This is a genomic window from Cricetibacter osteomyelitidis, assembly GCF_004340985.1.
Classification (GTDB): domain Bacteria; phylum Pseudomonadota; class Gammaproteobacteria; order Enterobacterales; family Pasteurellaceae; genus Cricetibacter; species Cricetibacter osteomyelitidis.
On record NZ_SLYB01000011.1, the window covers coordinates 40,034 to 59,845 of the forward strand.

The following is a 19,812-nucleotide window of genomic DNA, read 5'->3' on the forward strand; positions in this document are numbered from 1 at the left end:
TTTAGTTTTCCAATGTATAAGGCAGCGGGTATAAGCATAAACGGCTTTCATCGCTCGGCAAACGGAAATGGGTGTTTGGTTCGATATCTTTATTCAACACTACTTGCAACCATAAATTTCCGTCAAAATTCACCGCACTTATAATGGTACCGGTTTTCCGCCAGTTGGTTTCCAACAGCATTTCCACTTCGGAACCGATTTCCGGCAGACTGTCGGTTTTACCGGCTAAGGTGAACATCGCCCGTTTATTCGCTCCGCGATATTTCGCCCGTGCCACCATTTCCTGCCCGATATAACAGCCTTTTTGGAAAGAAATCCCCGTTTCCAATAATTGCAGATTCAAGGCTTGCGGTAAAAATTCGTTTTGTGTTTTTGCCGCAAGCAATGGCATGCCGTCTTGAATATCCAATAAATCCCATTGTGCGAAATCTGAATTAAAATCAATAGTTTCCGTTTGATGATTGATTAATATATAGCGCGGTTGAGCGGTTTCGAGATAGAGTTGCACTTGCATCTCATTTTGCAGAACCGGTTGAGTTTTATCCGAAATCTGACCGCACTTTTGAGCGACAAAATCTTGAGCCTGTTCACCGGCAATACCAACGATTTGAGCGTTTAATTCCGTAAAAGTAATTTTGGAAAAAACTGCATATTTTTTCAAATTCGCCAAACCTAATGCCAACAAATCTTTGTGTATTAATAAATAAAATTGTGTCGGGCTTAAACGGATTAAGCGGAATAAAGACAACATTTTTCCTTTCGGATCGCAATTTGCCGTTAAGGTGGAATGGCCTACCGCTAATTTAGCCACATCACAAGTCAACTGGCCTTGCAGATATTTTTCCGCCTCATCACCGCAGGCTTCGATCACGGTATATTGCGTCAGATCAGCGATAATCAATGATTTTTCTTGCGTTAATAATGCATATTGACAACTTGTCATAACCTTTCCTTATTCCAAATTCTGAATTTGTTCACGCATTTGTTCGATCAGCACTTTCAATTCCACGGCAGAATTGGTGATATCGGTGTTAATCGATTTTGATGCCAACGTGTTGGATTCGCGGTTGAGTTCTTGCATCATAAAGTCCAGTTTACGCCCGACCGCACCGCCTTTTTTCAAAATGCCGTTGGTTTCTTTCACGTGCATTTGCAGGCGATCTAATTCCTCTGCCACATCCACACGTTGAGCAAGTAATACCATTTCTTGTTCTAAACGGGTCGGATCCGCCTGTATTTGGATTTCATCAAAACGTTGCTGTAATTTTTCCCGTTGCCATTGCAAAATTTCCGGCATAAACGACCGCACTTTCACTGCTTCTGCATCAATGGCGGTCAGGCGTTGTTGAATCACTGACTGTAATTTTTCCCCTTCGCGGGCACGCATAGCGATAAAGTCTTGTAATAATTCGTCAAATCCCGCCAGTAAATCCTGGCTGATTAAATCCAAATCCTGCTCCGGCGTTTCCACCACGCCAGGATAGCGTAACACATCCGTTAAATTGATTTCCCCTTCGCCTGTTTGCTGTTTAAGCCATTGCAGAGATTGAATCACTGATTGTGCTAACTCTTTGTTTAAATTCAATTCTTGGGCAGTCTGTTTTTTACTGTCGATGCGTAAAGAACATTCAATTTTACCGCGGGTAAGATTTTGGCGGAGTTTTTCACGCAAAGCATTTTCCAATCCGCGAAATTGTTCCGGCAAGCGGAAGAAGTTTTCTAAATAGCGTTGATTAACGGATCGAATTTCCCAAACGGCATCGCCCCAATCTTTTTTGATTTCATGACGGGCAAAAGCGGTCATACTGTATATCATTTTGTTTTTCCTTTTTATTATTCTTAAGATTAAAACATTGTACCCATAAATTTCCCCGCGTGCTAGAATATCCCCCAATTTTAATCTAAGAATTTCAAAAGGAGAGACAATGCGACCAAATAACCGAGCATTAAACCAACCCCGCTCAATTAAAATCACCCGTAACTACACCAAACACGCCGAAGGATCCGTACTTGTGGAATTTGGTGATACTAAGGTGCTTTGCACCGCCACCATAGAAGAAACCGTTCCCCGCTTTCTCAAAGGACAAAACCAAGGTTGGGTTACTGCAGAATACGGCATGTTACCACGTTCCACCCATAGCAGAATGCAACGTGAAGCGGCAAAAGGCAAACAAAGCGGTCGCACAATGGAAATCCAACGTCTTATCGCCCGTTCTTTACGAGCAATGATCAACTTAGAAGCCCTTGGCGAACGCACTATCACCCTAGATTGCGATGTGATCCAAGCCGACGGCGGCACTCGTACCGCCTCCATCACCGGTGCCAGTGTGGCGTTAACCGATGCCATTAACGGCTTAGTAGCAAACGGCACATTAAAAAATAGTCCGTTAAAAGGTTTAGTGGCAGCAATTTCTGTGGGTATCGTCAATGGTGAAGCGGTGTGCGATTTGGAATACGTGGAAGACTCTGCCGCCGAAACCGATATGAATGTGGTTATGTTAGAAGACGGCAGAATGATCGAAGTGCAAGGCACTGCAGAAGGCGAACCGTTCAGTCACGATGAATTATTGCAATTATTGGATTTAGCGAAACAAGGCTGCGACCGGATTTTTGCAGAACAACGCAAAGCATTGGCATAACCGGAGTATCAAGTGCAAAACTACAAACAACAATTTATTCAGTTTGCATTAAGCCGTAATGTATTGAAATTTGGTGAGTTTACTTTAAAATCCAGCCGAAAAAGCCCATATTTCTTTAATGCGGGATTATTCAACAGCGGGGCAGATTTGGCTCGTTTAGGAGAATTTTATGCGGCTGCGATTCAGGCAAGTGCGGTGGATTTTGATGTCATTTTCGGCCCGGCGTATAAAGGTATTCCTATCGGCACCACGGCTTCTGTGGCGTTATTCAACCAATACGGTATTGATAAACCTGTCTGCTTTAATCGCAAAGAAGCCAAAGATCACGGTGAAGGCGGCAATTTAATCGGCAGTCCGTTGCAAGGCAAAGTGCTTTTGGTGGACGATGTCATCACCGCAGGCACGGCTATTCGTGAAAGTATGGATTTAATCGCTGCCAATAAAGCTAGCTTAAGTGCAGTATTAATCGCCTTAAACCGCAAAGAACGCGGCAAAGGCGAACTATCCGCCATTCAAGAAGTGGAACGGGATTATCAATGCACCGTACTGTCTATTATTGACTTAGATGATTTAATGCAATTTATTGAAAATGATGAAAATTATCGGGAATTTTTACCGTCAATGAAGGCTTATCGCGAGCAGTATGGGGTTTAACGTTGTTATAAAACATCACTATTGTAAATCAACAGGAGAAAATAAATGAAATTGAAAAATACGATAATGATAACAGCTGCAACATTCGCTCTAACGGCTTGCTCCGGATTAGGATTAAACGGAGAAGATCAAATCGAGCGTCCTTATAAAGATATTGATGGTTCGGTAAAATTCATATCTTTTACAAAAATGGAAACGGCTTATGGGTCAAATGATAAAAAATCAGTGCAAGGTCGTGCTATAAAATCTAATGGCGATATATTGGGCTATATTTACTATATTTTTGATGCTAATGGACAAGCGATGAATACGCTTTTTTTAAAAAACCAAGCCTCATTAAACCCTCATAACATCGAAGATATGCAAAAATTAGCTAAAGCTAAAATATTTAATTTCTATGAATTCGGCAAAGGTCGTTTAGCTCATGCCCAGTATATTGCCAAAAATAGTTTGTGTTCGGATTTTAAATCCCAAAATGGTATTCAGTTAAATATAGCGACAAATTATTATCTTGATTTCACTAATTATTATACTAGCTTTATTAGTGCAAAAATAAGTAAAAACAGTCAACCCACAGGGCTATCTTATCGTCCGGACTTCACAGTCTCAGATCCAAAAATACTGGCACAAATACAAGCTCAAGAACAAAGCAATGGACAAAAATTAGCAGAATCCAATTTATTTGAAAAAATCAGTGTTTTGACAAATATTGTTTGCCGATAAAACACAAATGCGGTGAATAAATCACCGCATTTCGCATTTATTTTATCCTTTAACCGGATAATCCCACCAAATATCAAACAACTCGCTAATTTCGATTTGTTGTAAGCCGTTAGATTCTAACCAGTTTTTTACTAATTCACGGTGGCTTTCATCGCATTTTCCGATTTTTTCCAAGCATACTAAGCCTTCCCAGTGTAAATAGCCGCTGCCTTCGTAAGCTAAACCGTTCGGATGGATTACTTCAGCAATAAAGCGATCAACCGCAGTATCTACTTGTTCAATATCAGTGCCTTCAGCAAATTGCCAGTTCACTAAAAAACCGAGTTCTTGGAATTCACCCAAGTGCATTTTTTTACGTTGTCTTTGATTACGTTGCGTTGCCATAATATTCTCCTTTGAGTGATAATCCATTGAATGATAACTAATTTTTGACAAAATACAAATCCCACACGCCATGACCTAAACGGTGTCCCCGTTGCTCAAATTTGGTAAGCGGACGAAAATCCGGGCGGGGGATATAATCGTTGGTTGCGGAAGTATTGTAAATTCCCACCGCACTTGCAGTAGATTGTAACACATCTAACATTTGTTCGGCATAATTTTCCCAATCTGTGGCCATATGAATAAATCCGCCGCAGGCTAATTTTTTCGCCACGCTTTCTACAAATTGCGGTTGTACGATCCGGCGTTTATGATGTTTTGCTTTATGCCAAGGATCAGGGAAAAATAATTGCAACCCGCCAAGGGAGCCATCGGCAATACAATCGCGCAAAATTTCCGTGGCATCGTGACAAATCACGCGTAAATTCCGCACATTTTTTTCTTTGGCATAGGCAATACAAGCCCCGACTCCGGGCGTATGCACTTCAATACCGAGATAATTGCGATCAGGATTTTGCTCCGCCATTTCCACCAGCGATTTCCCCATACCGAAGCCGATTTCCAACACCACCGAATTATCATTACCAAAGATCGTTTTAAAATCATAAGGTTGCATTTGATGATCTAAACCATACAAATGCCAATTATCATTCATCGCTTTTTTCTGAAATTCGCTCAACCGCCCTGTACGCAGCACAAAACTCCGCACCTTACGTTTATAACGTCCATCCGCCGTAAACTCCGCCGTCTCTACAACTTTACGTTTACCATCGGCAAAACTTCCTTGTTCAATTTGATTATTTGATGACATTTTGATTTGTTTATAAGTCCGTTGTAATGAAATTCAGTGCGGAATTATACGGGTTTTGGAGGAAAGTTTAAAGTGTCGATAAATCCCCTTGATTCCTCTCAATTTTTTGCGTAAAGTGCAGGAATTATTTATGAAAATAAACAAGGACAAATTATGTCAATGAAAATTATTCTTTCCACTAAACAGGCTAATAAAGTTTGGGGAAAAAATGCGTTAGTGAGTTTTGCCGAAGATAAAGCAACCGTACATATTAAAGCGAAAAGTGACCGCACTTCGGTACAAAAGGCAGCTCGTAAATTACGCGGACAAGGTATTAAAGATGTAGAACTTACGGGTAATTGGGATATAGAACAATGTTGGGCGTTTTATCAAGGATTCTACACGGCAAAACAAGACGAAAACATTGAATTTCCGGAATTAGGTAAAGACACCGATGAATTGTTTGCCCGCTTGCAATGTGGCGATTTCGTACGTGAAATCATTAACTTACCGGCTGAGGTGATTACTCCGGAAGTCTTGGCTCGACGTGCGGCACAATTTATCAGCGAACAGGCTGAAAATGCGTTTGGTGATAAAAGTGCGGTAAGTTTTGAGATTATTTCCCGTGAGGCTCTGCGTGAACGCGGTTATCACGGCATTTGGACGGTAGGTTGCGGCTCACAACACTTACCAGCCATGTTACAGTTGGATTTTAACCCGACAGGTAATCCTGACGCACCGATATTGGCGGCATTAATAGGCAAGGGAATTACCTTTGATTCCGGTGGTTACAGCATTAAACCGAGTAATGCCATGGATTCTATGCGTTCCGATATGGGCGGTGCCGCGTTGCTTACCGGTGCATTGGGTTTAGCCATTGCACGCGGTTTAAAATATCGTGTAAAACTATACTTATGTTGTGCAGAAAATATGGTAAGCAGTCGAGCCTTTAAACTGGGCGATATTATTAAATACCGTAACGGCAAAACCGTGGAAGTGTTAAATACCGATGCAGAAGGGCGTTTGGTGCTGGCGGACGGTTTAATTGATGCGAGCAAAGATCAGGCAAAATTAATTATCGACTGCGCAACCTTGACGGGGGCGGCAAAAGTGGCGGTAGGTAACGACTATCATTCCGTACTATCAATGGACGACGATTTAGTAAACGAATTATTACAATCCGCCAAAGCGGAACAGGAACCGTTCTGGCGTTTGCCTTTTGAAGAATTTCACCGTTCCCAAATCAGCTCGTCTTTCGCAGATATTAGCAATACCGGCTCGGTAGCTGTGAGTGCCGGAGCAAGTACGGCAACAGCATTTTTATCTCACTTTGTGGAAAATTATCAACAAAATTGGCTGCATATCGACTGTTCCGCCACATTCCGCAAAGCTCCAAGCGATTTATGGGCAACGGGGGCGACCGGTATTGGCGTACAAACTCTGGCAAATTTATTGTTAACTAAAGCAACAAAATTAACCAAAATAAAGAAAATAAAAAAGGCAGGTGAATAATGGCGATCGAACGCACTCTTTCAATTATCAAACCCGATGCAACACAACGTAATTTGATCGGAAAAATTCTTAATCGTTTTGAAGAAGCCGGTTTTAAGATCGTGGCAACTAAAATGTTGCGATTAAACCAAGCACAAGCTGAAGGTTTTTATGCGGAACATAAAGGCAAAGAATTTTTTGTCCCGTTATGCGACTATATGATGTCTGCCCCGGTTGTAGTTTCGGTATTGGAAAAAGAAAATGCAATCGCAGATTACCGTGAGTTAATCGGCACGACGAATCCGGAAACGGCAAAGTGCGGTAGCATTCGTCATGATTTTGCCGTAGGTAAAACACAAAACTCCGTTCACGGTTCGGATAGTATTGCTTCTGCGGAAAGAGAAATTGCCTATTTCTTTGTGGATAGCGAAATTTTCTAAAAAATAACCGCACTTCGTACAGGATTACATCCAAATGAAGTGCGGTTGGTTTTATAAAAATTTATGCTTTTTTCAAAAATTCTGATTTTAATGAAAAACTTTGTCCGTTAATTTTGCAATCGACATCATGATCGCCGTCCACTAAACGGATGTTTTTTACCTTGGTGCCTTTCTTAATCACGATCGACGAACCTTTCACTTTCAGATCTTTGACTAAAATAACAGAGTCACCGTCTTGTAATACATTCCCGTTGGCATCTTTGAATACTTTTTCTTCTTCGACTCCATTTGAAATGTCACCAGACCACTCATTACCACAATCCGGACAAACAAAATTGATAGAATCATGATAAACATATTCACCGCTGCATTGCGGGCACTTTGGCATACTTTCCATTAATCACTCCTATAATGGTATATAAAAACAACAATTTATAAATTTTTAATAAAAAATAAAAAAATCCATATTATTCAATAATAGATAACAATACTCACTGGTCTAATCATTTTATTTGCTAATAGTAAAAGGTGTTTTTCCTTATAAGCAATTTTTCTTTACAAAAATTTACAATAGAATGGAGAGGAATTAGAACGATTGGGCAGAAATTGTTCTAATATAATAATAAATCATATATAAATCCTATCCTATCCTATCCAGCCTACTTCCCGTAGGCTTCTTTTTTATTTCGGTTCAATATTTTTTATTCAGTTCTTTCCACTTTATCCTGTGGCAAGATCAAATTTAGAATTAATGCCAACAAAGATCCGACGGTAATTCCCGAACCTAATACTTCTTTGAAAAAGTGCGGTAGTTTATCTAATAATTCCGGACGGGTTGTTACAGCCAAACCGCAACCGATAGAAATCGCAATAATCAAACCGTTTCGTTTACTACGCTCGATGTTATCCAGCATTTGAATACCCGCTGCGATAATCATGGCAAACATCATTAATCCCGCACCGCCAAGCACCGGCAATGGAATTGAAACGATTAAGGCACCGAATACCGGGAATAAACCGGCCAAAACCAATAATGCACCAGTCAATGCAACGACATAACGGCTGGCAACACCGGTTAGTGAAATCACACCGATATTTTGTGAAAACGAAGAGAACGGTGTGGTGGACATTAATGCTGCTAATGCTGAGCCCAGACCATCACACAATACTCCACCGCGTAAATGTTTACCGGTAATTTCCGTTTTAGTGGCATTCCCTAGTGCTAAGAAGTTACCGCTGGATTCTACAATCGTTACTAAATAAGCAATACTCATGCCGATAATACCAGATATCGGAAATTCTAAACCGAAGTGCAACGGTTTTGGCAAGGCAAATGCTTCGGCGGCATGCACACCGTCAAAGTTCACCCAACCCAAAGCAAGTGCAACGACATAGCCTGTCATCATACCGATAACAATAGCTGCCGCAGAGAAAATGCCTTTACCCCATTGTACCAAGGCAACCACAATCACTAAGACAAAACTCGCCATCAATAAATTTTCCGGTGTAGCATAGTGAGCATCACCGCGTTGACCGCCGGCAAACCAGTCCACTGCCACAGGAATCAGACTTAAACCGATCATCATAACTACGGTTCCCGTAACTACCGGCGGGAATAATTTACGAATATACGGCATAAAAAAGCTACCGATAATCATCACTAATGAACCGACTAATGAAGCACCGAGAATACCTGCCACTCCCGCTTCGCTAAAACCAATAGCAAGTGCGGCGGCAACGAATGTAAAGCTGGTTCCCATAACACTAGGCAAACGAATACCGACAGGACCTACTCCACGGCATTGCACAATAGTCACAATACCGGAAATTAATAAGGCGGCATTCACTAAAATAATCGTGTCTTCCGTCGGTAATTTAAGTACGTTACCGATCACTAACGGCACGGCAATGATACCGCCTAAGGCGGCAAGCAAATGTTGAGCGGCAAGTAATAAACTCAACCCGAATGGCGGCTTATCTTCAACCGAATAAAGTAAATGATTCATTGGATTTCCTTAGAAAATAAATAAAAAAGCCGAAGGCCAAAAAAGTGGGCAAATTATACGCTAATTTGTTAAACTCACCAACCATTCAACATAAAATTTTGTAGTAATACCTGAACAAATAGTCTTTAGTTATAAAATAGAACAAATAACTATTTTTTGACTATAATAACCTATGATAAAACTATGCTAAACGAAAACAAACATTCACTATAAGAGGATTTATTATGACAATTTACGCAGACAATTCTTTAACCATCGGTAATACCCCTTTAGTTCGTTTAAAAAACTTTGGCAGCAACGGCAATTTATTAGTAAAAATCGAGTCTCGCAATCCGAGCTTTAGCGTGAAATGCCGTATTGGTGCCAACATGGTATGGCAAGCGGAAAAAGACGGCACTTTAACCAAAGGTAAAGAAATTGTGGATGCAACCAGCGGCAATACAGGTATCGCATTAGCTTACGTAGCAGCAGCCCGCGGCTATAAAATCACCTTAACGATGCCGGAAACGATGAGCTTAGAACGTAAACGTTTATTACGCGGTTTAGGAGTGAATTTAGTATTAACCGAAGGTATAAAAGGCATGAAAGGGGCGATTGCAAAAGCCGAAGAAATCGTAGCTTCCGATCCGAACCGTTATGTTATGTTAAAACAATTTGAAAATCCGGCAAACCCGGAGATCCATCAAAAAACCACCGGTCAAGAAATTTGGAGAGATACCGAAGGTAAAATTGATGTATTGGTTGCCGGTGTCGGTACAGGCGGTACAATTACCGGTGTGAGCCGTGCAATTAAACAAGATCACGGTAAACAAATTCTTTCCGTAGCGGTTGAACCGGCAGAATCTTCGGTAATTACACAAACCTTAGCGGGTGAAGAAATCAAACCGGGCCCACATAAAATCCAAGGTATCGGTGCAGGATTTATTCCCAAAAACTTAGACTTAACATTAATCGATCGCGTTGAAACCGTAGACAGCAACACTGCATTGGCAACCGCACGTCGTTTAATGGCGGAAGAAGGTATCTTAGCCGGTATTTCATCCGGTGCGGCAGTTGCGGCAGCAGAGCGTTTGGCTAAATTGCCTGAATTTGCAGATAAATTAATCGTTGCAATTCTACCTTCTGCCTCGGAACGTTACTTAAGTACCGCATTATTCGAAGGCATTGAAGGTTAATTTTCAAATCGAAAAATATAAAGGGACATCATCATGTCCCTTTGCTTATATTGTTTATTTGCTAATGCCGTATTGACGCAATTTATTGGCAATCGCCGTGTGTGATACGCCTAAGCGTGTAGCTAATTTCCGCGTACTCGGATATTGCTCGAAGAATTTCCGCAATACTGCCGCTTCAAATTGATGCATAATATCATCTAACGTTTCATCACCAAACTGTTCGATATTCAAAATCGTCAATTCTTTATCCAATAAATTAAGCCCTTCAATTGATAATTCACCGTGCTCTGCCAAAGAACAAGCCCGATATAACGCATTATAAAGTTCGCGTACGTTTCCGGACCAAGGATAATTGATCAAATATTGCAAAAACGGGGCACTAAAGTGCGGTCGAGAAATGCGTAATTGTTGGCAAATTTGATTGACAAATAAATCTACTAAATCAGGAATATCCTCACGCCGTTCGCGTAACGGCGGAATAGTGAGAGCTAATACGTTCAAGCGGTGAAATAAATCTTCCCGAATTTTTCCCAGTTCCACATAATCTTGTAACAATCCTTGAGTCGTACAAATAACCCGCACATTGGCATAATTTTCCTGCTCTTCACCGACGCGACGAAATGTGCCGTCATTTAAAAATCGCAATAATTTTGCCTGCAATGCCAAAGAAAGTTCGCTAATACCGTCTAACAATACCGTTCCGCCATCGGCATATTCAAAAAAACCGGTGCTTTTCTTTTCGCCGTCATAATAGCCAAACATTTCACTTTCGGCATTCTCAGCAGGTAGGCCGGCACAATTTACTGCGATAAATTTATTTTCGCTGCGAAAACTCAGATGATGACAGGCTTTTGCCAGCAATTCTTTTCCCGTTCCGGTTTCCCCTTGAATCAATAACGGCGCATCCAACAATGCAAATTTTTTGGCTTTTTCCAATAACATTTGCATTTTAGGACTCTTCGCCACCACATCATCAAACACATGGCTTTGATTGGCACTAAAACGGTGTAAATCAATGCGTAATTGATCATGGGATTCGATGATGACTACCGCACCGACAACCTTAGTGTTCTCCTGTTCATGAATATGTACAGGCAACAAATCAATCCGCCAAATTTTTTCATCAATCTCAATGGAATTTGATAAAGGCTTGAGAGATTGGGATTCCGGTAAGCGCGCTTTGTGTAAAAAAGTACGATACCAGCTTTCATGTGACAATTGCGGTATTATTTCGGATAACAAACGCCCATGCAGCTGTTTGATTTGATTTTTTTTACTTTGTTCCAAATTAAAAATCGGTAACAATAATTTATTCGCTTGTGCATTGGCGAAATCAATTTTTCCATCTAAATCCACGGATAACACGGGACTTGGCAATGATTCAAACAAAGCACTCAATTCAATTTTATTTCGCTCATTCGGCAAATATTCAACAATTTCCACCTTGCTGATATCCGGCACTTGCAAAAATTGTTGAATAAAATAACTACGACGGGCTTCATCCATCGCATCGACTTTCAAATAAATGACTCCGGCATCGCCTTCTTTTTTTTGTACTTCAATGCCGAGCACACTCACCCGCTCATGTGCGAGAAAATCCAATACTTCTCGCACTACCCCTACACGATCGATACATTCAATAGAAAACCGCATTATTACTCCTATTCATCGAAAAATATCCGCTATAAACATTAATAAAAAATAATACGCCCAGTGTACAGAATTTCATAGGGCTTTGGCAAAATTTATTTACACCTTAGCTTATATGTATAAAGTGCGGTCGTTTTTTATAAAATTTTCAAATATTTGACTTCAGTCACATATTTATTTGTAATTTTCTCTTATAATCAACCCGCTTATTTTCAAAGCATTACAATTTAAAACATCTTTACTTCTGATATCACAAGGGTCTAATTATGAAAATATTAACTTGGCCTGTGGTTGCAGGTGCTGCACTTGGTATCATTGCTCCTCTGCTAACCTATAATGGCAATCCCGGTAATATGGGCTTCTGTGCGGCCTGCTTCCTACGCGACACAGCAGGTGCTTTAGGCGTACATCGAGCTGCTCCGTTACAATATATCCGTCCTGAACTCATCGGCTTGATATTCGGTGCACTAGCCAGTGCCTTTTTCGCCAAAGAATTTCGAGCCCGCGGCGGTTCGGCACCTATCACCCGACTTGTACTCGGCTTTTTTGCGATGATCGGTGCCTTGACTTTCCTCGGTTGTCCGTGGCGGGCTTATTTGCGTTTAGGTGGCGGAGATCTCACCGCAGTCGCCGGTATTATCGGTTTATTCGCCGGAGTGGTTGGCGGTATTTTCTTTGCCAAACGCGGCTTTTCTTTAGGTAAAGCCGAAGTGCAAAGTACATCATCAGGTATGGTGGCACTGTTGTTTACCGCATTATTATTCGTCTTTTTAATTACCCAATTTAAAACCGGTGAAAACGGTGCTATTTTCTTCTCAGAAAAAGGACCTGGTGCACAACATGCTAATGTATGGTTATCTTTAGGCAGTGGTTTATTACTCGGTGTGCTAATGCAAAAATCCCGTTTCTGCACCATCGGCGCATTTCGTAATTTTATTTTATTCCGCGATGCCCATTTATTAAACGGAGTGATTGCTTTGATTGTCTTTGCGGCAATCACTAATACCGCCTTAGGCCAATTCCATGTAGGTTTTGAAAACCAACCTATTGCCCACAATCAATACATATGGAACTTCTTAGGTATGGCGTTATGCGGCTTATGTTTTTCCCTTGGTGGCGGTTGCCCGGGTAAACAATTAGTACATATCGGCGAAGGTGATAACGATTCTGCACTGTTCGTTTTAGGTATGTTACTCGGTGCGGCTGCCGCACATAATTTCTCACTTGCCGCTTCCGGTGCCGGCATTACAGGCTTCACGCCTTATGCTTTGGCACTGGGTTTTATATTCTGTCTTTATATCGGTTTTACCAATAAAAGCACAACATAACAAATAAGGCGTATCATTAGGTACGCCTTATTTCTGTTTGAATACGTTTACGGCAATTTTGCTACTACCAAATATCCGCCTTCAACACCTTCAATTTGATACTGCGTATCGGCACAGATAAACGCACTTTCACCTTGTTTTAGCTCAAGTGCGGTCTGTTTATCGAAAATTTTCACACAACCTTGCATTACGAATAAAATTTCCGCATTTTTAGCCGCACTTTGGTGTAATTGACCGACAGCATAACCCACATTTTCTAAAGCAAAATCTTTTGCCGGTGTAGGATAAGTATATTTTGCCTGCGGTGCGGGGGCAATAATTTGTGGTGCGATCTCCGTGCAATCCACTACTTTCAGTAATTCGGCAATATCCACATGTTTTGGAGTAAGCCCTCCGCGAATCACGTTATCGGAACAGGCCATCAGCTCAATGTTCTGCCCGCGTAAATACGCGTGCGGAATGCCCGCATCCTGGAAAATGCCTTCGCCAGCTTTGGTGTGCACAATATTGAATAAATAGAAACACAGCAAACCCGCATCCAATTTTTCTTTGCGGATATCCATGGCTTCCATCGCGTAACACACCCAATAATCCGGATTATCTAACGGTAAATCCTTGCCTTGATTTTGTTCAATAATAGGCAATAACCATTGTGCCAATTGAGATTGCTCCGCCTGCATAATATCGGCATAAAACGAATGTAAATCTTGATTGTTCAATTTATCCGCAAGTGCGGTCAAAGACGGGCGGGTTTTCAGCGTATCAATAATTTTACTTTTGTTCTTAAAACCATGTAACAACCAAAAATCGGATAAAGCAATCATCATTTCCGGTTTATGGTTATTATCTTTATATGTCCGCTTTGGATCCGTTAATGCAATCCCTGCGGCATTTTCTGCGGCAAAGCCGATTTCCGCTTGTTTTTTGGTCGGATGCAATTGAATGGATAAAGGCTTTTTGACATCCAGAATTTTCAGTAAATACGGCAATTCATCACCAAAAATTTGACGGGATTGCGAACCAAGTGCGGTCGGATTTTGTTGTAAAAATTCAACCAAAGATATATCGCCTTGTGCTGTTTCAAGCAACGACGGCGATGAACTATGCGCTCCCAGCCATAATTCCGCATAATAATCGTTTGATTTTTCAATATGTAACAAACTCGGAATATAATCCGCACCACCCCAAATATAATGCTGTAATGTGCCTTTCAATTTATAAAGATGTGTCATTTTGCTGCTTCTCTCTCTGATTATTGCAATAATGGGATCATACCGTAATACGCATATCTTTCCAAAGCAATTTTATCATTTGTCACATAACATCTCACCGTTGCCGGCATTGACATTTAATCGATCTTTGCAATAATTAGTCAACTTTATTTTATTGAGAAGCAACATGGCGAAGAAACCTGCAAAACAGAGCAAAAAATCGGCAAAAAATATTAATTTAGAATTAGACGTGCTAAGCAACGCATTCCGTCAACACTTTGCCGTCGGTGAATATGAAAAAGCCTTAGATGCCCTACTTAAAATACATAAACTGATCCCTGCCAGAGCTGATCCGCTCAGTGATGCATCAACCATCTGCATTCATTTAGAACGCTGGGAAGAATGTATTAAATTGGCTAACAAGGCGTTAGCCCGTGATCCTGCTAATATTAACGCGTATGATGCAATGGCTCATGCTTACGGTTCAATGTCCGATTGGGAAAATTCCGGTAAAGCGGGATTAGAAGCCTTAAAATTGCGTCACAAAAAAATGTTAAAGAACAATCCGACACTTCCGCCGCTGCCGACTGATGTCCGCACACAAGGTAAAAATATTATTGCCTTCTCACTATTTGGTTCAAAATCTGCTTATATAGAACCTTCAGTGATGAATACGCAAGTGGCAAGAGATGTGTATCCCGGCTGGATACTACGTTTTTACGTGGATGAAACCGTCAACGAACAATCCGTGCAACGCTTGCGTGAAAATGGGGCTGAAGTGATTTTAGTCGATGAAGAAACGAAAAAAATCCCGGCAACCATGTGGCGTTTCCTGGCATTAGACGATCCGCAGGCACATTTTGTGATTTTCCGTGATGCAGACTCGGTGATCTCACAACGGGAAGCCAAAGCAGTGAAAGAATGGATGGAAAGCGGTAAATTATTCCATACTATTCGCGATTCAGGATCTCATACAGAATTAATGCTGGCTGGTCTATGGGGCGCTATAGGCGGAGCGATTCCGAATATGCGAGAACAAATCGAAACCTATATGGCAAATACGGTAAAATTAGATAAACGCTTTGCCGATCAATATTTCTTACGGGATTATATTTGGCGTTATGCCTGTCAAAGTCTGTATGCCAGCGACCGTTTATTCGGTTTTATGAACGCACACCCGATGGATGATCGTTTCTTTAATTATAAAATTACCCATATCGGTTGCGATGAAGCCACTGTGACTTTTAATGCACAAACCGAATTGGCACCGGGTACAGATATTGAGTGGAAATTATATACCCGGATAGTACCACTGCTTAACGAAGATCTATCGTTAAATTATTATCCTGAAGAACGCCTTGTTTGCAGTTATCGGGATAAAGTCAGTGCCTCCGGTACGGTGACGGCAAATTTACCGCGACGTTATGCCCGCGGGCTTGATGAAGGCAAAACCAGATTGACCGTAACAAAAGCGGAATAATCGCTTTTCATTCAAATAATAACCTTTATAATAGAGACATTTATTTCATTTAATAACATTAGGAAAATCAATGACTGACATTAATGTTGTTCTCGCGGAACTCAAACGCGGTGTAGATGAAGTGCTTTCCGAAGCAGATTTAATCGAAAAATTAAAAGAAAATCGTCCGTTAAAAGTGAAATTAGGGGCAGACCCAACCGCACCGGATATCCATTTAGGACATACTGTTGTATTAAACAAATTACGTCAATTCCAACAATTTGGTCACGAAGTGATTTTCTTAATCGGTGACTTCACTGGTATGGTGGGCGATCCGTCCGGTAAAAATACCACCCGTCCTCCATTAAGCCGTGAAGATGTATTGCGTAATGCGGAAACCTATAAACAACAAATTTTCAAAATTTTAGATCCGCAAAAAACCCGCATTGTATTCAACTCTGAATGGTTGGGTAAATTAGGGACGGAAGGGATGATCCGTTTAGCCAGCAACTACACTGTCGCCCGTATGCTTGAACGTGATGATTTCAAAAACCGTTTTAGTAATCAACAACCTATTGCCATTCACGAATTTATTTATCCGTTATTGCAAGGTCACGACTCTGTGGCATTGGAAGCCGATGTAGAATTAGGCGGTACAGACCAGAAATTCAATTTATTAGTAGGCCGCGAATTACAAAAATCTGCCGGTCAAAAACCGCAAGTGGCGATTACATTGCCGTTATTAGTAGGTTTAGACGGCGAGAAAAAAATGTCTAAATCCCTGGGCAACTATATCGGTGTTACTGATGCGCCAAACGAAATGTTCGGTAAAATTATGTCCATTTCCGATGACTTAATGTGGGATTGGTATAATTTATTGTCATTCCGTTCATTAAGCGAAATCACACAACTTAAAACCGATGTAGCAAACGGCAAAAACCCCCGTGATGTGAAAATTTTGTTGGCCAAAGAAATTATCACCCGTTTCCACAGCAAAGCGGATGCCAATGCAGCTGAACAAGAATTTATCAACCGCTTCCAAAAGGGTGCAATGCCTGATGAAATGCCGGAATTTACCTTTGAGGGCGAAATCGGCTTGGCACAATTATTAAAAGAAGCCGGTTTAGTTGTCTCTACTTCCGAAGCGATTCGTATGGCACAACAAGGCGGCGTAAAAATCGACGGTGAAAAAACCGATGATGTGAAAGGCAATGCAGCTAAAGGTACCGCGGTTTATCAAGTGGGAAAACGTAAATTTGCCAGAGTCACTGTGAAATAATTGATAAGATCGGGGCGTATTTCATACGCCCTTTTTGTTGTATTAGGGGGAAAATATGAGCAAAATTTGGGTAACCGGCGATGCGGTAGTGGATTTAATTCCGGACGGTGATAATCATTATTTACGTTGTGCAGGCGGTGCTCCGGCAAACGTGGCGGTGGGCGTAGCACGTTTAGGCAGTTCAAGTGCTTTTATCGGGCGTGTGGGTTTGGATCCGCTAGGCCAATTTATGCAGGAAACCTTACAAGCAGAAAACGTGAATACGGATTTTATGATTTTAGATCCGAAGCAACGCACATCCACCGTAATTGTAGGCTTAACTAACGGGGAACGCAGTTTTACCTTTATGGTTAACCCAAGTGCGGATCAATTTTTGCAAGTTTCCGACTTGCCGGACTTTCAGCAAGGCGAATGGCTGCACTGCTGCTCTATTGCCTTAATCAACAATCCTTCCCGTGAAGCCACCTTTGAAGCGATCCGACGTATCAAAGCGGTTGGCGGTTATTTCTCTTTCGATCCGAATTTGCGGGAAAGTTTGTGGACAAGTTTCGATGAAATGAAAACAATAGTCAATCAAGCGGTTGCGCTTGCCGATGTATTAAAATTCTCTGAAGAAGAATTAACTCTATTAACGGATACAGATACCCTTGAAAAAGCCTTTGAAAAAATCACCGCACTTTATCCCAATAAACTAATTATTATCACAATGGGGAAAGACGGAGCATTGTATCACCTAAACGGTAAAAAAGATCTGATTGTCGGTAAACCAGTACAACCCGTTGATACCACCGGTGCGGGCGATGCCTTTGTAGGCGGTTTATTGACCGGTTTATCGCAAAATACCGACTGGCGGGAAACTGACACCTTAATACAAATTATCCGCCAAGCCAATGCCTGCGGTGCACTTGCCACTACCGCAAAAGGTGCAATGGCGGCATTGCCGAATAAAGATCAATTAGAACAATACCTTGAAAATTAATTTACGATTTTAACCTATAGCTTCTCCATAGGTTAAGCATACTCGGGCTACTTTGTAGCCCTAATTATAGAACAATGCTTAACCTATGGTGAACCCACGGCTTATGAAATTTGTCCCACAATTAAGATAAAAAGAGATTTCAAATGATCATTTTCAACAACGGTAAATACAAAAGCATTCTCGCCGCAGAACCGGGCGAATTGGCAGGAGTGAAAAGTACGGTGGAATCCGACAAAGATTTCCGTCCCGTTTATCACCTTGCTCCGCCAACCGGCTTATTAAACGATCCTAACGGACTAATTTTTGACGGCGAAAAATATCATCTTTTTTATCAATGGTTTCCCTTTGATGCTCTGCACGGAATGAAGCACTGGAAACATTTCATTACTCGTGATTTCCAACAATTCCAAACTGCGGATAATTTAATTCCGTGCGAATTATTTGAATCCCACGGCTGTTATTCCGGCGGTGCACTGCCTGTAAATGAGGAGCATTTTGCAGTTTTTTACACCGGCAATACCCGTCGTCTCTCCGACAATCAACGTGTACCGTTTCAAAATCTAGCGATTTTCCGCAAAGACGGCACTTTAGTCAGCAAACGTCCGCTGATTGAACAGGCTCCTAAAGGCTACACCGAACACGTGCGTGATCCCAAACCATTCTACACTTTTGAGGGCAAAATTCGTTTTGTATGCGGTGCACAGCGGGAAAATCTTACCGGCACGGCAATTTTATTTGAAATGGACAATCTCGATGACACCCCGCGTTTATTAGGAGAATTGACCTTGCCAAATTTCCCGAATGATCACGTATTTATGTGGGAATGTCCGGATCTGTTCAAACTGGGCGATAAAGATGTGTTTGTGTGGTCGCCACAAGGCAAATCCCGCGAAGCTCATCAATTCCAAAACAACTATCACGCCACTTATGCAGTCGGTGAATTAGACGGTTTAACCTTGAACAGCACACAAATTGCCGAATTGGATCAAGGCTTTGATTTCTATGCCCCACAAACCTTTGCCGGCTTAAGCAACCAACAGCAAACCATTATGTTCGGCTGGATCGGTTTGCCGGATCTCAGTTATCCGACGGATCAATATAAATGGCATTCAATGCTCACAATGCCCCGCGCTATTCGTTTACAAGGTGATCGTTTATATCAACAGCCAATCACAGAAATTTATCAAAATCTCACCGCACTTGAGAGCATCACCGTGGAACATCAGGCTGAAATTAAAGATTTAGACCGCGCTTATGTGACATTTAACGCTGAAAACCACCCGTTCAAACTGGAATTATTCCGCAATGCAAAAGATCAAACACTCACGCTTTCCTATGAAAACGGTATGCTTTGTTTAGATCGAACATTAAGCGAACAAACCGAATTAATGGAAAAATTCGGTACTCAGCGTTATTGCGAAATTGACAATTTACAACAAGTAGAAATCTTTTTGGACGGTTCCGTAGCCGAAATTTTCCTAAACAACGGCGAAAAAGCAATGACATCAAGATTCTTTATTGCTGATCGAGAAAATATTCTCAAAACCGACCGCACTTTGAAATTGGAAGTGGGATATCCTAAAGCGATTGATTATTTGTAATCCGGA

The 19,812-nt window shown here is 41.3% G+C and carries 19 protein-coding genes; 11 read left to right on the forward strand and 8 right to left on the reverse strand.

From position 1 onward, the window contains the following. Nucleotide 1 precedes the first annotated feature (1 nt). On the reverse strand, nucleotides 2–943 hold the full coding sequence (ygfZ, locus tag EDC44_RS06715) for a tRNA-modifying protein YgfZ (protein ID WP_131976650.1): 942 nt from the start codon (nucleotides 941–943) through the stop codon (nucleotides 2–4). 9 nt (nucleotides 944–952) lie between these two features. Next, a complete protein-coding gene (locus EDC44_RS06720) occupies nucleotides 953–1,816 on the reverse strand; it encodes a YicC/YloC family endoribonuclease (RefSeq protein WP_131976652.1) in 864 nt (287 codons plus the stop codon). Nucleotides 1,817–1,925: 109 nt separating this feature from the next. On the opposite strand from EDC44_RS06720, the gene rph reads away from it, so the two are divergent. Genes rph through EDC44_RS06735 form a run of 3 tightly spaced genes read left to right on the forward strand, consistent with a single transcriptional unit; the run spans nucleotide 1,926 to nucleotide 4,016 of the window. Then, a complete protein-coding gene (rph, locus tag EDC44_RS06725) occupies nucleotides 1,926–2,639 on the forward strand; it encodes a ribonuclease PH (protein WP_131976654.1) in 714 nt (237 codons plus the stop codon). Between the two features lie 12 nt (nucleotides 2,640–2,651). Beyond that, entirely contained in the window at nucleotides 2,652–3,293 is a 642-nt protein-coding gene (gene pyrE / locus EDC44_RS06730) for an orotate phosphoribosyltransferase (protein ID WP_131976656.1), read from the forward strand. 45 nt (nucleotides 3,294–3,338) lie between these two features. Next, nucleotides 3,339–4,016 carry a DUF8095 domain-containing protein gene (locus tag EDC44_RS06735; protein ID WP_131976658.1) on the forward strand — a complete coding sequence of 226 codons (678 nt, stop codon included), beginning with the start codon at nucleotides 3,339–3,341 and terminating at the stop codon, nucleotides 4,014–4,016. 42 nt (nucleotides 4,017–4,058) lie between these two features. Here the strand turns inward: EDC44_RS06735 and EDC44_RS06740 are convergent, their stop codons facing one another. Both EDC44_RS06740 and trmB read right to left on the reverse strand, forming a co-directional pair. Further along, nucleotides 4,059–4,400, reverse strand: a complete 342-nt coding sequence (locus EDC44_RS06740) for a YggL family protein (RefSeq protein WP_131976660.1) — start codon at nucleotides 4,398–4,400, stop codon at nucleotides 4,059–4,061. A gap of 37 nt (nucleotides 4,401–4,437) precedes the next feature. Beyond that, nucleotides 4,438–5,208: a tRNA (guanosine(46)-N7)-methyltransferase TrmB gene (gene trmB / locus EDC44_RS06745; protein WP_131976662.1), complete on the reverse strand. Its 771-nt coding sequence runs from the start codon at nucleotides 5,206–5,208 to the stop codon at nucleotides 4,438–4,440. A 159-nt stretch (nucleotides 5,209–5,367) separates the two neighbouring features. On the opposite strand from trmB, the gene pepB reads away from it, so the two are divergent. After that, complete coding sequence (pepB, locus tag EDC44_RS06750; protein WP_481219194.1) at nucleotides 5,368–6,699, forward strand: aminopeptidase PepB; 1,332 nt, start codon at nucleotides 5,368–5,370, stop codon at nucleotides 6,697–6,699. After that, nucleotides 6,699–7,118, forward strand: coding sequence for a nucleoside-diphosphate kinase (gene ndk / locus EDC44_RS06755; RefSeq protein WP_131976666.1), 420 nt, complete (start codon nucleotides 6,699–6,701; stop codon nucleotides 7,116–7,118). The genes pepB and ndk overlap by 1 nt, the downstream gene beginning before the upstream one ends. Nucleotides 7,119–7,179: 61 nt before the next feature. On the opposite strand, the gene EDC44_RS06760 is transcribed toward ndk, so the two are convergent. Together EDC44_RS06760 and EDC44_RS06765 are read right to left on the reverse strand one after the other, a co-directional pair. Next, on the reverse strand, nucleotides 7,180–7,515 hold the full coding sequence (locus EDC44_RS06760; RefSeq protein WP_131976668.1) for a zinc ribbon domain-containing protein YjdM: 336 nt from the start codon (nucleotides 7,513–7,515) through the stop codon (nucleotides 7,180–7,182). Nucleotides 7,516–7,819: 304 nt separating this feature from the next. Beyond that, the gene (locus tag EDC44_RS06765) at nucleotides 7,820–9,124 is read right to left on the reverse strand and encodes a nucleobase:cation symporter-2 family protein (protein WP_131976669.1); all 1,305 of its coding nucleotides are present in this window, start codon (nucleotides 9,122–9,124) and stop codon (nucleotides 7,820–7,822) included. Between the two features lie 224 nt (nucleotides 9,125–9,348). Here EDC44_RS06765 and cysK point away from each other — a divergent pair, with 224 nt between their 5' ends. Beyond that, the gene (gene cysK, locus EDC44_RS06770; RefSeq protein WP_131976671.1) at nucleotides 9,349–10,299 is read left to right on the forward strand and encodes a cysteine synthase A; all 951 of its coding nucleotides are present in this window, start codon (nucleotides 9,349–9,351) and stop codon (nucleotides 10,297–10,299) included. A gap of 54 nt (nucleotides 10,300–10,353) precedes the next feature. Here cysK and EDC44_RS13220 read toward each other — a convergent pair whose 3' ends face one another. Next, entirely contained in the window at nucleotides 10,354–11,280 is a 927-nt protein-coding gene (locus EDC44_RS13220; protein ID WP_424276103.1) for a sigma 54-interacting transcriptional regulator, read from the reverse strand. Between the two features lie 935 nt (nucleotides 11,281–12,215). Here EDC44_RS13220 and yedE point away from each other — a divergent pair. After that, the gene (gene yedE / locus EDC44_RS06780) at nucleotides 12,216–13,277 is read left to right on the forward strand and encodes a YedE family putative selenium transporter (protein WP_131976675.1); all 1,062 of its coding nucleotides are present in this window, start codon (nucleotides 12,216–12,218) and stop codon (nucleotides 13,275–13,277) included. A 47-nt stretch (nucleotides 13,278–13,324) separates the two neighbouring features. Here yedE and manA read toward each other — a convergent pair whose 3' ends face one another. After that, nucleotides 13,325–14,509 (reverse strand): mannose-6-phosphate isomerase, class I, encoded by a 1,185-nt coding sequence (gene manA / locus EDC44_RS06785; RefSeq protein WP_131976677.1) that lies wholly within the window; start codon nucleotides 14,507–14,509, stop codon nucleotides 13,325–13,327. A gap of 166 nt (nucleotides 14,510–14,675) precedes the next feature. Between manA and EDC44_RS06790 the strand changes: the two genes are divergently transcribed. The 4 genes from EDC44_RS06790 (at nucleotide 14,676) to EDC44_RS06805 (ending at nucleotide 19,806) form a co-directional block, all read left to right on the forward strand. Beyond that, nucleotides 14,676–15,968, forward strand: coding sequence for a tetratricopeptide repeat protein (locus tag EDC44_RS06790; protein WP_131976679.1), 1,293 nt, complete (start codon nucleotides 14,676–14,678; stop codon nucleotides 15,966–15,968). Nucleotides 15,969–16,038: 70 nt separating this feature from the next. Continuing rightward, complete coding sequence (gene tyrS / locus EDC44_RS06795) at nucleotides 16,039–17,226, forward strand: tyrosine--tRNA ligase (protein ID WP_131976681.1); 1,188 nt, start codon at nucleotides 16,039–16,041, stop codon at nucleotides 17,224–17,226. A gap of 55 nt (nucleotides 17,227–17,281) precedes the next feature. Next, a complete protein-coding gene (locus EDC44_RS06800) occupies nucleotides 17,282–18,205 on the forward strand; it encodes an aminoimidazole riboside kinase (RefSeq protein WP_131976683.1) in 924 nt (307 codons plus the stop codon). A 143-nt stretch (nucleotides 18,206–18,348) separates the two neighbouring features. Then, on the forward strand, nucleotides 18,349–19,806 hold the full coding sequence (locus EDC44_RS06805) for a glycoside hydrolase family 32 protein (RefSeq protein ID WP_131976685.1): 1,458 nt from the start codon (nucleotides 18,349–18,351) through the stop codon (nucleotides 19,804–19,806). The last annotated feature ends 6 nt before the right edge of the window (nucleotides 19,807–19,812 follow it).